The sequence below is a fragment of the Stieleria sedimenti genome, assembly GCF_025060895.1.
Classification (GTDB): Bacteria; Planctomycetota; Planctomycetia; order Pirellulales; family Pirellulaceae; genus Stieleria; species Stieleria sedimenti.
On record NZ_JANZKV010000084.1, the window covers coordinates 14,317 to 28,353 of the forward strand.

A 14,037-nucleotide genomic window follows, 5' to 3' on the forward strand; every position below is an offset into this window, starting at 1 on the left:
AAAGCGATCGGTTTGCCAACACAATTCCGGTCCATCTGTGGAATGGCTCTCGCGACAAGGCTATGCTGACGGCATGGGAAATGTAATCTCCCAGCGATCAGCGGTCCCGGCGGTTAAACGATCCACACGATCAGGAAGGTAGGTCATGTCGAATAAGCAAGTGAAGTCTCCCACGCCAACGCCTCGCCGAGGTTTCTTGAAGACCGCCGCGGCGACGGCCGGTGCTGCGATCGCGGCGCCGACGATCATTCCCAGTTCAGCGCTGGGGTTGGATGGTGCGGTCGCACCCAGTGAACGAGTGGTTGTGGGCGGGATCGGGATCGGTCGTCGAGGAGGCTACGATCTGAGTTGTTTTCTGCCGCAGAAAGACGTGCAGTTTGTCGCGGTCTGTGACGTCAAACAGAAACGTCGTGGCGAAGTCAAAAAGATCGTTGACGACCACTACGGGAATCAGAAGTGCGAGACCTATCGTGACTTTCGTGATCTGCTCGATCGCAGTGACATCGATGCCGTGTTGATCGCCACCGGACCGAACTGGCATTCGACCGCGGCGATGACGGCTGCCAAAGCGGGCAAGGACATGTATTGCGAAAAGCCCGTGACCAAAAATATCGCACAGAGTTTGATCCTGGCCGAAACGATGCGCCGCACCGGACGCGTGTTCCAAGCTGGAACGCAACGTCGCAATCTGCCGCACTTCGCGTTCGCCTGTGAATTGGCGCGCACCGGAAAGCTCGGCAAACTGACCAAAGTCTACGCCCACCCGATGGGCATGAAGGCTCTGATGAGTGGCTGGTTGGGACCGGAGCCGGAACCCGATCCGGACGTCGTTGACTGGGACATGTACTTGGGGCCGGCCGCGTGGCGTCCCTTCAACCAGAGGTTGTTGGACGGTTTTAATTTTGAAAAAGGCGGCGGCTTCGTCGGTGCCTTCTCCGGCGGCGGCGTGTTGGAATGGGGATCACACTGTGTCGACCTCTGTCAGTGGGCCGTCGATGATTGCCCACCGCCTGTTCAATACGATCCGCCGAAAAACGGCGAGTTGGTGGCACGCTACGAGAACGGCACCGAGTTGATCTTTCGCGAAAAAGGCTGGATCCCGCTGGGGTCTTGCCCGGTACGCTTCGAAGGCGAAACGGGTTGGGTCGAAGCCGGTGACAGTGGAAAGATGGTGTTGAGTTCTCCGGAGTTACTCGCCGGTCGCGAGGTCGCCGAAATCGGCGGCTACCCGGCGACTTTCCACGTCCGCGATTTCCTCGATTGTGTCAAGACGCGGCGGCAACCCAAGGGGAATGCCGATGCGGCTTGCAATGCGCACATCGCGTGCCACGCAGCAAACATCGCGCTGTATTTGGACCGCCAAGTCAACTACGACAACTCCACGCATGAATTCATCAACGACGAGCAAGCCAATCGAATGCGCTCGGAGGCTCTGCGGGAACCGTGGCGTCTGTAATGCCCTCGTGAACCAGGCTTTCGGCCTGTGATTCTTTTGTTCACACTCGACCCCAACGCTCCAAGCACCCTCCCATGCATACGACTCGACCTTACCTTCGCTCCTTCACGTTGTTCGTTGCGTCCATCGCGACGCTTGCCATTCTGTCCGTCGCAGCCGTCCCGATCTCGGCGGCCGAAACGGAAGCCGAACTGCTCGCCGTTCTCCGCTCCGATGCGCCGGGCGGTGAAAAAGCGATCGTCTGCAAGAAGCTGGCAATCCATGGATCAAATGCCTCGGTTCCTGAATTGGCAAAGCTGCTTTCCGATCCACAATTGTCTTCTTGGGCCCGCATCGCGTTGGAGGTGATTCCGGGCGATGAGGCTGACAAAGCCTTGCGATTGGCGACTCAAACGCTCGAAGGCAGACTCCTTGTCGGCACGATCAATTCGATCGGAGTCCGTCAGGACGCCGGTGCGGTCGAGATCTTGGGCGCACATCTGCAGGACAATGATCCCGAAGCCGCTTCAGCAGCGGCCGTTGCGTTAGGGCGGATCGGCAATGACGCCGCCACCCAATTGCTTCAACAGGCCCTGCAGATCGCATCCGGTGATGTCCGTAACGCCGTTGCCGAAGGGTACCTGCTGTGTGCCGAACGACTTCACGGTGACGACAAGTCAGGGGCGGCGACGGAGATCTATGACGAGATCCGTAAGGCCGAACTGCCGATGCAACGAATCGTTGAAGCCACCCGCGGCGCCATCTTGTCCCGCAATGAAGACGGGATCGCGTTGTTGATGGAGACATTTCGATCCGACGACAAGAAACTGTTTCAGCTCGCGCTGGGCACGGCGAGGGAGTTTCCCGGCGGCGAAGTCGACCAAGCCCTGGCGGAGGAGTTGACACGAGCGACACCGCAGCGGGCCGCGTTGATCGTCCAGGCGATGGCAGATCGGACCGATACGGTCGTTCTGGATGCAGTGTTGCAGGCCGCGCAGACCGGCGACAAACAAGTCCGCGTGTCGGCGATCGATGCACTCAAACGCGTCGGCGACGTTTCTGTGCTTTCGCCGTTGTTGACGATTGCATTGGACCAAGACGCAGAGCTTGCTCAGGCGGCCAAGGACACGCTGGCAGAACTACCCGGTGAGGGCGTCGACGCCAAAATTGTCGCGATGCTGCCCGACGCAAGCGGGGACAGCTATCCGCTGCTGATCGATTTGGTCGGCAGCCGACGCATCGATGCGGTGCCTGATCTGGTCCGCGCGCTCGATCATTCCGATCCGGCCGTCCGCGGCGCGGCCCTGATCGCACTCGGGGAAACCGTCAGCCTGGAGAAACTTTCCTTGTTGATCGAGCAGGTGGTTGCTCCGAAACGTGCGGAAGATGCTGCGATTGCCCGCCAAGCTCTGAAATCGGCAAGCGTCCGCATGCCCGATCGCGAGGCCTGTGCGTCGGAAATCGCTTCGGCAATCGGTCGCGCACCGGCAACCACCAAAACAGTCTTGCTTGAAATCCTCAGCGATGTCGGCGGCACGACCGCATTGCAGACCCTCGCCACATCGGCCAAGAGTTCTGATCCAGAACTGCAAGACACCGCCAGCCGTCTGTTGGGCAAATGGAACAACTTGGACGCCGCACCGGTCTTGTTGGACTTGTCCACGACCGCGCCGGCGGAGAAGTATCAGGTTCGTGCGCTGCGTGGCTACATCGGACTGGCAAGGAAATTTTCAATGCCGGAACGCAACCGTGCCGAAATGTGCAAGCAAGCGTTGGAGGTTGCGAGCCGGATCGATGAGCAGAAGCTGGTGTTGGAGGTTCTAAAATTGCACCCCAGCGTGGCGGGGCTGAAATTGGCCATCGATGCCCAAGCGATCCCCGCACTCAAGGCCGACGCGACGGCCGCGGCAGCGGAAATCGCACAACAACTGCGTAAGAAAGGTGTCGACGTGAGCCGGCTGATGCCGGGAGCTTGAAGCCGGAGCCCTCCGGCAGTTCCGTTATTTGTTAGCGGCAGGGCGCGAGCCCTCCGGTTCCCCACGCCGGCCGTACGGTCGCGTCACCGGACGGCTTGCGCCGTTCCGCTAACATTGCGTTCGGTTTCGTCCATTGTTAGCGGCAGGGCGCGAGCCCTCCGGTTCCCCACGCCGGCCGTACGGCCGCATCACCGGACGGCTCGCGCCGTTCCGCTAACATTGCGTTCGGTTTCGTCCATTGTTAGCGGCAGGGCGCGAGCCCTCCGGTCCGCCACGCCGGCCGTACGGCCGCATCACCGGACGGCTTGCGCCGTTCCGCTAACATTGCGTTCGGTTTCGTCCATTGTTAGCGGCAGGGCGCGAGCCCTCCGGTCCGCCACGCCGGCCCTTCGGCCGCATCACCGTACGGCTCGCGCCGTTCCGCTAACATTGCGTTCGGTTTCGTCCATTGTTTGCGGCAGGGCGCGAGCCCTCCGGTCCGCCACGCCGGCCGTACGGCCGCATCACCGGACGGCTTGCGCCGTTCCGCTAACATTGCGTTCGGTTTCGTCGATTGTTAGCGGCAGGGCGCGAGCCCTCCGGTTCGCCACGCCGGCCCTTCGGCCGCATCACCGGACGGCTCGCGCCGTTCCGCTAACATTGCGTTCGGTTTCGTCGATTGTTAGCGGCAGGGCGCGAGCCCTCCGGTCCGCCACGCCGGCCGTACGGCCGCGTCACCGGACGGCTTGCGCCGTTCCGCTAACATTGCGTTCGGTTTCGTCCATTGTTAGCGGCAGGGCGCGAGCCCTCCGGTTCCCCACGCCGGCCGTACGGCCGCGTCACCGGACGGCTCGTGCCGTTCCGCTAATAACCACAACTCTTTCCATCGGCCATAAACTTCCAGGATTTCAAAATCCGCATGGCTGTCGACGTCGTCACACAGGTGATAGGAGCCACACTAATCACCTTTGATCGATCTCTATCCTGGGGGAAGAGCGATGAGCAAGCCGTCCATTACACTGGTCGTTTTGGCGTTGATCACAGTCGGTGGAGTCCTCGGCTACGGGGCGTGGCGAAACGCATTCTATGTCACGATCGAGCACACGGACGTCCACCCCACCCCAGATCCGCTGGACGATTTGACGCTCGTTGATGACCGTTTGGGAGACGTGCGTCCCGAGTTTGACCCGCAACGGGTCGATCGCCGAGACTACGAGGGTTGGCAGATCAACCACAGCGCGGCCGTTATTCAATTGGACTGTCCCGACATCCGGCCGGACCGAGACACCGCGATGTTGCGGCTCTACGCGACCTACGCTGATGCGATCCGGGAATCCGAAAGCAGCGGCCTTGAGGTGCTGCCGAGTGCCAACATGCTCGATGGTTTTGCCAAACAATTCGATGACGGATTGTACGCGGCATTGGATCTGGCCTGCTTTCGTGGTGACGCAGGCTTTTCTCCTTCGGCGGTGGACTTTGTCGAAGCGTTGTTCTCTGCCTTGCCGCCGGACAGTCACGCCCGTGGATTTCTCGCCGCGGCGCTGCAACTGGCTGACCGAACGGTCCAGTTGGAATCGCACCAGCAAGCCGCCGCGGAGAATTGGCTCGAAGAGTTTCAAGCGGATCCGTCGCGTTCGAAACCCATTTCCTTTTACACCTGGAACGATGACTTGCGACGGGTTTGGAAATTCTTTCGTTTCCTGCAACACGGCTTTGATCAGGCCAATGTCGCAGTACCGCGGGAGATTTCCGATGTGCTCGCGTCCGATGAATCGCTGCGTCGGGACTACCTTGAGCTGATCAACTTTTATTCCAAATTGACCAACCCACCAGATGGCCTGAACCTGAACCAGTTGATCGGAGCGGATACGGAGTTGATGGAGCTGGCGCGACAGCACAACGTGCAGCTTCCGGTGGTCAGCGTGCTGCCGGCGTCGACCAGCCGTGAAACGGAGTTGTTCAACCGTCTCTTCTCCACCGGGACGGCGGCGCAGACAAATTTGATGGTAGAACTGATTCGGCAGATTCGGTCGGGCGACGTCGATCTGACACCGCGTCAAGACAGCGGTTGGTACGATCACCAGATCCATGCGTTGGAAACGCTGCTGTTGCCGACGCGTGGAAAGGAAAGTCAAAAGCTGCTGCTGACTGCGAAATACAAGCGTCGATTGATTCAAGCCTTTCAGGCAATGATCACGAAGCGACGCGAAACGCACGCGAGACAACTTGGACGGGCAGACGTTACGTCGGCGCTGCCACCACGCAAGGTCCGACCGCGGTTACGCGTCGAACCCTGCGCGACGTTCTATTTGCGCACCGCCCGCAGTTACGCCTTTCTTGAATCTTTCCTGCACGTCAGCGGCGAAACCGATCTGGGGCAGCTTCACGGCTTGCGTGAAGACGGCGAACGGGAAAGTGATCTGCAAACCGAACTTGGATCGATGAAGCGGCTGTTTTACGGTTTCTATCTGTTGGCTTGTGAAGACATCGGGTTGGCGCCCGAACTGAACGACGAGGAAGCCGTCGATGTCGATGCCGCCTACCGTGCTGCGGAAGCATGGTTGGCTGATCTCGCCCATCGCGACCTTGTCGTCGACACTCGTGCATCCGTTCCGGTCTTGTACGACCCCGTCGTCGACACGACTCGTTTGTGGGCTACCCTCGGTGTCCGGATGGTCAAGCTAGACGCCAAGTACGTGCGCCCGCCGCACATGCGAGAGAATCCGCAGTCGCCGTGGCAGCTTGTGGAGGCTGATCGATTGGGCGACACGAGCTATGTGATCGCGGTGGACGAATTCGCCGAATTCAGTCTGCCGGGCCGCCAAACCTTGACACGAAAGCAGTTGCGGGACTTGGCCGATCGCCACCCCAGCAAGCAGGCGTTTCTGGATGCGTTATCGAAGATGGCAACGAGCGGTCCATAGGCCAATACCGCTAAGTTAACATGAATGTGGGGGCCCGGACGCTGGCGCGAACCGGCTGATNNTTAACTTAGCGGTATTGGTCCATAGGCGGGGATAGGCCTCCTGCCTGTCGAAGCTGGAATGACGATTCGACTCGTAAGATCCGACACTCAGTTTCGGTTGGTCCCTTAAGCGTGTTCGTCCGAGGCGTGGTCGCCAGACTCTGCGCCTTCTTCGTCGCTTTCTTTTTTGTACTGGTCCAACCGTCGATAGAGCGTTCGGGCGCCGATACCGAGGATTTTGGCGGCCTCTTCGCGGTTGTCGTTGGTCAATTGAAGCGTTTTTTCGATCGCCCAGCGTTCGATCACGCTGAGCGGCTGCCCGATCAGATTCGAATCGGCGTCGGAGCTGATCGTTGGGAGCGTGATTTCCTCCGCCGTGTGTTCACCGGCTTCGTCGTCGACCAATTCGGGCGGCAGGTCTTCGACATCCAGTTTGCCGTCGGTGTCCAGCACGACCATCATTTCCACAAAGTTGCGCAACTCGCGAACGTTGCCTGGCCAATCATACGCAAAGAAACGTTTGGTGACCGCGGGCGTGAAGTGCGCCGCGGGTTTGTCGTGACGGCGCAAGAACATCTTGCGGAAATGATCCATCAACGGGATCACGTCTTCGCGTCGTTCCCGCAGTGCCGGCAACTCGACGGTGACGACTTTCAAACGAAAGTAAAGATCGCTTCGGAAGGTGCCGGCGTCGATCATCGCTTCCAAGGGGCGATTGGTGGCCGAGATCAATCGGACGTTGACCTTGATCGCTTTATTGTCACCGACGCGAGTGATTTTGCTTTCCTCCAAGACACGCAGCAATTTGATCTGCGTGCTCATCGGCATGTCGCCGACTTCGTCCAGGAACAACGTGCCGCCGTTGGCATATTCGAAGGCACCGATGCGGTCGGCATCGGCACCGGTGAAGGCGCCTTTGACGTGCCCGAACAATTCGCTCTCGACCAGGTTTTCCGCGATCGCTCCCGTGTTGATCGCCACGATCGGCTTGTTTCGCCGCGGGCTGTTTTGATGAACGGCCTGGGCGACAATTTCTTTACCGGTACCATTTTCGCCGGTGATCAGAACCGTCGCGTCGGTCGCCGCGATTCGCCGCAGTCGATCGATCACCTGCTGCATCTTCTTGCTGGTGTAGATGATGCCTTCGAACCCGAATCGCTCGTCCAATCGCGACATCAGTTCGGTGTTCTGGCGGCGCAAACTGACCGCACCGACGGCTTTTTCGACGATCGCGCGCAACCGGCTCGGCGTGATCGGCTTCTCAAGGAAATTGAACGCGCCCTGCTGCATCGCTTCGACGGCGATAGGTACCGTCGCGTGGCCGGTCACCATTACCACTTCGGCGTCCGGCAACCGTTGACCGGCCAGTTTCAACAGCTTCATCCCGTCGACGTCGTTCATCACCATGTCGGTGATGATGATGTCAAACGTGTCACGCTCGATCAACGTGGCCGCTTCGGGACCGCTGGTTGCGACCGTGCACTTGTAGCCGACCTTTTCCAGACTCTCCGTCATCGCTCGCGCATGCGCCGCTTCGTTGTCAACGACCAGCAAACGAAACGTCGACGGATCGTATTCCGGTTTGCCGGTCGATTTCTTGAGCGATTGAGAATCAGACATCGGGATCGATTACTCCGCGTAGCGTTCTTGGAGTGACTGAACGGTCATCACGTCCTCTCCCAGGGCCTGCATCGCGCGGACGGCCGCTTCGGCGGCGGCGATCGTGGTGATACAGGGCACTCCTTGTTGCACGGCCGCGGCGCGAATGCGTCCTTCGTCCGTGCGAGCCCCTTTGCCGTTGGGCGTGTTCATGATCAACGCGACATCTTCGTTCTTCAGATAGTCGATCAAGTTCGGTTGCCCCTCGGCCAGCTTTTTGATTCGCGTCACCGGGACGCCTTCTGCTTCCAGTCGCGCTGCCGTTCCACTGGTGGCCAAGATTTCAAACCCCAAGGCTCGCAAGTCCTTGCCCAAGCTGACCGCGGAACCTTTGTGTCGTGAACTCAAACTGACAAAGATCTTGCCTTCGGTGGGCAGTGTCACCCCGGCAGCGAGCTGGCTTTTGGCGAACGCCAGCGGAAACTTTTCACTGATCCCCATCACTTCGCCCGTGCTCCGCATCTCCGGGCCCAACACGATGTCGACGCCGGCAAATTTGCGGAACGGAAAGACGCTTTCTTTGATCGAAACATGCTTGGGAATTGGTTCCTGGGTGATCCCCAGTTCGGCCAATTTCATTCCCGTCATCACCTTGGTGGCCAAATTGGCAACGGGGACCCCGGTGGCTTTGGCGACAAACGGAACCGTCCGACTCGCCCGCGGATTGACTTCCAAGATATAAACCTTGGGTCCATCCTCCTCGTTCTTGATGGCGAATTGAATGTTCATCAGCCCGACGACATGCAGTGATTTGGCCAACTTGATCGTCGCTTCACGCAATTCGGCCAACACCTCTTGGGGGATCGAAAACGGTGGGATGGCACAGGCCGAGTCACCGCTGTGCACGCCGGCTTCTTCGATGTGCTCCATGATCCCCATGATGACCGCATCATCGCCGTCGCAGATCGCGTCGACGTCAACTTCCGTGGCGTCCTCCAAGAACCGGTCGATCAACACCGGTTGTCCGTCGGCAACGATAAACGCTTCGGCGACGTAGCGTTCGAATTGCGCTTTGTCGTAGCAGATTTCCATCGCGCGACCGCCCAACACAAAACTCGGTCGGACCAATGCCGGATAGCCGATGCGTTTGACTTCTCTTCGGGCCTCTTCCATGTTGCGGGCGATGCCGCTGGGCGGCTGCCGCAATTGCAAGTCATTGATCAGCTGTTGGAAACGCTCGCGGTCCTCGGCAGCTTCGATCGTATCCACGCTGGTGCCGATGATCGGGACGCCGGCCTCTTGCAGTCCTCGGGCCAGGTTCAGGGGCGTTTGTCCGCCGAACTGAACGATCACGCCGTCGGGTTGGGTTGCGTCGCAGATGTTCAAGACATCTTCGATCGTGAGCGGTTCGAAGAACAGGATGTCCGAAGTGTCATAGTCCGTACTGACCGTCTCGGGATTGCTGTTGACCATGATCGATTCGTAACCGATCTCACGCAGCGCGAAACTGGCGTGGCAACAGCAGTAGTCGAACTCGATGCCCTGCCCGATCCGGTTCGGCCCGCCGCCCAAGATCACGATGCGTTTCTGATCCGCCTTGGGCGGCAATTCGTCCTCGAGCTCGTAGGTGCTGTAGTAGTACGGCGTGTAAGCTTCGAATTCCGCGGCGCAGGTATCGACGCTTTTGAAGACCGGGCGAATGCCCAAATCCAAACGATGTTGACGAACCTTCAATTCGGTCGAGGACAGCATGTGCGCGATTTGTCGGTCCGAAAAACCGTCGCGTTTGGCGTTCCACATCCGCTCTCGGTCCATCGCATCGAGCGATCCGAGTTTGCGAATCTGCTCTTCGTGTTCAATGATTTGCGAAAGGTGATCGAGGAACCAGGGATCGATGTGCGTCAGCGAATGCACTTCCTCGATCGAGATGCCTGCCTTGATGGCGTAGCGGAGGTAGAAGATTCGATCGGCGTTGGGGGTTCCCAGTTTGGCACGAATGGTGTCCAAGTCGGGTTGGTCTTCGGTTCCCCAGAGATCGCGATTGTCGCTACCGAGACCGAAGGCGCCGACTTCCAATCCACGCATCGCTTTCTGCAAGGATTCGCGGAACGTGCGTCCGATCGCCATGGTTTCGCCGACGCTTTTCATTTGCGTCATCAGCGTCGCGTCGGCTTCGGGGAACTTTTCGAAGGCGAACCGCGGAATCTTGGTGACGACATAGTCGATCGTCGGTTCGAAGCAGGCCTTGGTTTTTTTGGTGATGTCGTTGGGTAATTCCCAGAGCCGGTAACCGACGGCAAGTTTGGCGGCGATCTTTGCGATCGGAAATCCGGTGGCCTTACTGGCCAAGGCACTGGAGCGGCTGACGCGTGGGTTCATTTCGATCACGATCATTCGTCCGGTCGACGGTTCGATCGCGAATTGAATGTTGCTGCCGCCGGTTTCGACGCCGATTTCGCGGATCACGGCCAACGAGGCGTCGCGCATCCGCTGGTATTCCTTGTCGCTGAGCGTTTGTGCCGGGGCGACGGTGATCGAGTCGCCGGTGTGAACGCCCATCGCGTCAAAATTCTCGATGCTGCAGATGATCACGACGTTGTCGTCTTTGTCCCGCATCACCTCCATCTCGTATTCCTTCCAACCGATGATCGATTCTTCGATCAGGACTTCCGTGACCGGCGATTGGTCCAGGCCGCTTTTGACCAGGGCATCGAAATCGTCTTTGTTGTAGGCGATCGCGCTGCCGCTGCCGCCCATGGTGAAACTGGGGCGGACGACGGCCGGCAATCCGACGTCTTCCATCGCGGCGCGGGCTTGTTCGATGTTGTGCACGATATGGCCGCGGCAGACGTCCAGACCGATCTTTTCCATCGCCGCTTTGAACTGGTCGCGTTCCTCGGCCTTGGCGATCACCTTCGCGTCGGCGGCGATCATTTCGACGCCGTATTTTTCCAGCACTCCGTTGGCGTCCAGGTCCATGGCAACGTTCAGGCCGGTCTGACCTCCCAGGGTGGGCAGCAAGGCGTCCGGGCGTTCCTTTTCGATCACTTTTTCGACCATTTGCCAGGTCAGCGGTTCGATGTAGGTCGAATCCGCCGTGGCCGGGTCGGTCATGATCGTCGCCGGGTTGCTGTTGACCAGCACCACTTCGTATCCCTCTTCACGGAGGGCTTTACACGCCTGGGTGCCGGAATAGTCGAATTCACAGGCTTGGCCGATAATGATCGGCCCGCTGCCGATCAGCAGAATTTTTTTGATGTCGTCGCGTCGTGGCACGTCGTTTTCCGGTGGAGAGCGAGATCGTTTCCAAATTTCGGGAAAGATATCAGATCAACCACCGTCTTGCGTAGGATAGGCAACACCAGAAAACCCGGATTTGTCCGCTAAGCCGTCGTACTGTCTGCTGCGACCGCGTTATTTCCCTTCGCCGCACTGGACTTGTCCCAGAACGTGGCGAAGAACAGCACCGACACGCCGATCGCCAATCCCGCGGGCATCAGCCAAAATTCTGCGGCCCCCGCCGCCCAGCCTTCCGAGGTGGTCGGGTCCAGATTGATGTAATCGCCCCAGGGACCGTGAATCAGGTTCCCGACCAGCATCCCGGCGCCGTACGTCAACAATCCCAGCAACGCCTGCGCGCTGGTCCGGATCTCCTTCGGTGCGATGCGATCGGTGTAGAGCTGTCCGGTCACGAAGAAAAAGTCGTAGCAGATCCCGTGCAAGACGATTCCCAGGACCAACATCGCCGAGGTGCTGGGCATCAATCCGAACAAGGCGTAACGCAAGGCCCATGCCAACATCCCCACCAGCAACATCCACTTGACGCCCAAGCGGGCCAGGAAAAACGGGACCAATGCCATGAAGAAAATTTCACTCACTTGACCGAGCGCCATCACCCCCGCACTGTCGCTGCCGAACGCCATCTTTTCAACAAAGTCATACGTCCGGGCATAGTAGAACGCCAACGGGATGCAAATCAGAAACGAGCAGACCGCAAAGACCAAATAGCTGGGATTGCGGAACAGTCGAATCGCATCCAGTCCCAAAACTTTGCCGATGCTGACCGGGTTGTCACGTCCCTGCGGCGGTGACTTGGGAAGGGTGAAACAATAGATCCCATAAATCAGGCCGACGACCGCCGAGAGCCGCAACGGCAAACTCGTGCTGCCGGCGTCTTCCACCCCGGGAAGCACCGGGATCGGGAATAGCCCGAACATGGACTGTGAAACCACCAACCCCGAAACGATCCAGCCGATCGTGCCCCACAACCTGATCTTGGGGAAGTCATTTTCAATCGAATCCACGTTCTGGAACGTGATCGCATTGACCAACGCCAAGGTCGGCATGTAGCACAAGAAAAACGCCATCATGACCCAGTAAAATCGGGTCGGTGAGTCGACGATTGTGCTGCACCACCAAAGCATCGCGGCGCCGGCAATCTGCAGCACTCCGTTGATGATCTCTTTGTTGAACAATCGGTCGGCGACAAACCCGACGATGATCGGGGCAAAGATCGCCGCCCACGTTTGAGTCGAATAGACGTCACCGATGATCGTATTGAGATTTTCTTCACCGGCAAAAATCTGCTGCAGGTAACTCGTCATCGGGACGAAGAACGCCCCCCAGACAAAAAACTGCAGAAACATCATCACATCAAGGCGAACTGCTTTGGACATCGGCGACGACTTAGAAAAAAGTGCGAATCAGGAATCAACTCGCCCGCTATCATAGCGACTCTCGGTTGCGAATGTATCGCGGTAACGCGACTGTTGGGGCCGCGCGGCGCCCCTCGCCGATGCACGGGGCTAACCTGCCGCGTTGATTTGGGAAAATCGATTCAATTGACAAACCGTACGCGTGATTCGAAGATGAATCGAACCCAAGCCGGCGCGCCAAAGTCCCACGCCACTCTCAACCCCTGTGCCTTGTGCGGTCGCGTCACCAGGCGTGGGACGACCGAGCACCACCTGATTCCCCGTCGCTGCCATCACAACACCGTCGAATCTCTGCTCGCACACGAACAATTTGGTCGATTCGTCGCCTGGGTTCGAGACCGCAATTAGGAGCGTCCCGCAATGAACGACGACGACCCCCCCTCGGCCGAATCAATCTCCCCCGATGATTCCAGTGCCGAATCGTTCTTGGAGGACGATTCCGGATTCGGCGAGATTTCGTTCGATGATATCGGAGCGGCCTACGCGCGCGCCGCTGCTGCGCATGATCCAGAGACGTTTGCGGTGCCGGAATCCCCGCCGAGCGGCGAAAACGATGACGAACCGGTTCCGGATGCGGCGAGGGAAACCTCCGTCGTCGACGACGACACCGTCCATCCCGAAGGCATCATCGAAGCCGCCCTGTTCGTCGGCCATCCAGACAATCAATCCTTCACCGCCGCCCGTCTGGCGTCGCTGATGCGCGGTGTCACCGAAGAGGAAGTGATGGAGATGATCGAGACGCTCAATCAGTCGTACAAGTCGGCGGAACAGGCGCTGCGCATCATCGAAGACGAAGACGGTGGCTACCGGATGACGATTGCCCCCGCGGTCGAAAAAGTCCGCCACTCGTTTCTCGGCAAGGTCCGCGAAGCTCGTCTCAGCCAAGCCGCGGTCGAAGTGTTGTCGCTGGTCGCCTATCAGCCGGGGGTCACGGCCCAGACCGTCCAAGATCAACGTGGAAAAGACAGCGGCGCGCTGCTCAACCAACTCGTCCGCCGCCGACTGCTCGAAATGAAACGCCAAGCACCTGCCGAAGGCGGACGGAAAGTCCCGCACTACTACCCCACCGAGCGCTTCCTCACCCTGTTCGGACTCGAGTCCCTGGAAGACCTGCCGCTGGTCGACGAGAGCTTCTTTGGGCACTAGTATTCCGTGTCACCTTGGTTTTCAGGTAGGTCATGCTGTGCATGACGTTCTTCTTGGTTTTCGGGTAGGTCATGCTGTGCATGACATTCTTCTAGTGCTTCAATCACATTTAGCGTTGGGGTTGCGTTTTTCGAGCGGAAAAGCGGGCAGGTACGTTTCGCACGGGCATCAGTAGCAAGGGGTTCAGCGACCGTTGTTGTCGAGCCTTTAGGCCAATACCGC

At 58.9% G+C, this 14,037-nt stretch carries 9 protein-coding genes; 5 read left to right on the forward strand and 4 right to left on the reverse strand.

Going from position 1 to position 14,037, the window contains the following annotated elements; genetic code table 11:
• The first annotated feature begins 145 nt into the window (after positions 1-145).
• The 3 genes from NZK35_RS12435 (at position 146) to NZK35_RS12445 (ending at position 6,314) form a co-directional block, all read left to right on the forward strand.
• Entirely contained in the window at positions 146-1,456 is a 1,311-nt protein-coding gene (locus NZK35_RS12435; protein WP_259632860.1) for a Gfo/Idh/MocA family protein, read from the forward strand.
• A 74-nt stretch (positions 1,457-1,530) separates the two neighbouring features.
• On the forward strand, positions 1,531-3,411 hold the full coding sequence (locus NZK35_RS12440) for a HEAT repeat domain-containing protein (protein WP_259632861.1): 1,881 nt from the start codon (positions 1,531-1,533) through the stop codon (positions 3,409-3,411).
• A gap of 977 nt (positions 3,412-4,388) precedes the next feature.
• Positions 4,389-6,314, forward strand: a complete 1,926-nt coding sequence (locus NZK35_RS12445) for a hypothetical protein (RefSeq protein ID WP_259632862.1) — start codon at positions 4,389-4,391, stop codon at positions 6,312-6,314.
• A gap of 167 nt (positions 6,315-6,481) precedes the next feature.
• Here the strand turns inward: NZK35_RS12445 and NZK35_RS12450 are convergent, their stop codons facing one another.
• The 3 genes from NZK35_RS12450 to NZK35_RS12460 form a co-directional block, all read right to left on the reverse strand.
• Positions 6,482-7,975, reverse strand: coding sequence for a sigma-54-dependent transcriptional regulator (locus tag NZK35_RS12450; RefSeq protein WP_259632863.1), 1,494 nt, complete (start codon positions 7,973-7,975; stop codon positions 6,482-6,484).
• A 9-nt stretch (positions 7,976-7,984) separates the two neighbouring features.
• Positions 7,985-11,230, reverse strand: a complete 3,246-nt coding sequence (gene carB / locus NZK35_RS12455; protein WP_259632864.1) for a carbamoyl-phosphate synthase large subunit — start codon at positions 11,228-11,230, stop codon at positions 7,985-7,987.
• 107 nt (positions 11,231-11,337) lie between these two features.
• Complete coding sequence (locus NZK35_RS12460; protein WP_259632865.1) at positions 11,338-12,630, reverse strand: MFS transporter; 1,293 nt, start codon at positions 12,628-12,630, stop codon at positions 11,338-11,340.
• 192 nt (positions 12,631-12,822) lie between these two features.
• On the opposite strand from NZK35_RS12460, the gene NZK35_RS12465 reads away from it, so the two are divergent.
• Both NZK35_RS12465 and NZK35_RS12470 read left to right on the forward strand, forming a co-directional pair.
• Positions 12,823-13,017 (forward strand): hypothetical protein, encoded by a 195-nt coding sequence (locus tag NZK35_RS12465; protein ID WP_259632866.1) that lies wholly within the window; start codon positions 12,823-12,825, stop codon positions 13,015-13,017.
• A 12-nt stretch (positions 13,018-13,029) separates the two neighbouring features.
• A complete protein-coding gene (locus NZK35_RS12470) occupies positions 13,030-13,815 on the forward strand; it encodes an SMC-Scp complex subunit ScpB (protein WP_259632867.1) in 786 nt (261 codons plus the stop codon).
• On the opposite strand, the gene NZK35_RS12475 is transcribed toward NZK35_RS12470, so the two are convergent.
• Positions 13,812-14,037, reverse strand: a 226-nt coding sequence (locus tag NZK35_RS12475) for a hypothetical protein (RefSeq protein ID WP_259632868.1), incomplete at its 5' end; no start/stop codon positions are given. The two genes, NZK35_RS12470 and NZK35_RS12475, sit on opposite strands and share 4 nt — an antisense overlap.

Coding starts and splice junctions, on each gene's coding strand:
- NZK35_RS12450 (WP_259632863.1), bottom strand. CDS start 7,975: ATGTCTGATTCTCAATCGCTCAAGAAATCGACCGGCAAACCGGAATAC.
- NZK35_RS12460 (WP_259632865.1), bottom strand. CDS start 12,630: ATGTCCAAAGCAGTTCGCCTTGATGTGATGATGTTTCTGCAGTTTTTT.
- NZK35_RS12470 (WP_259632867.1), top strand. CDS start 13,030: ATGAACGACGACGACCCCCCCTCGGCCGAATCAATCTCCCCCGATGAT.
- NZK35_RS12445 (WP_259632862.1), top strand. CDS start 4,389: ATGAGCAAGCCGTCCATTACACTGGTCGTTTTGGCGTTGATCACAGTC.
- NZK35_RS12435 (WP_259632860.1), top strand. CDS start 146: ATGTCGAATAAGCAAGTGAAGTCTCCCACGCCAACGCCTCGCCGAGGT.
- NZK35_RS12440 (WP_259632861.1), top strand. CDS start 1,531: ATGCATACGACTCGACCTTACCTTCGCTCCTTCACGTTGTTCGTTGCG.
- NZK35_RS12465 (WP_259632866.1), top strand. CDS start 12,823: ATGAATCGAACCCAAGCCGGCGCGCCAAAGTCCCACGCCACTCTCAAC.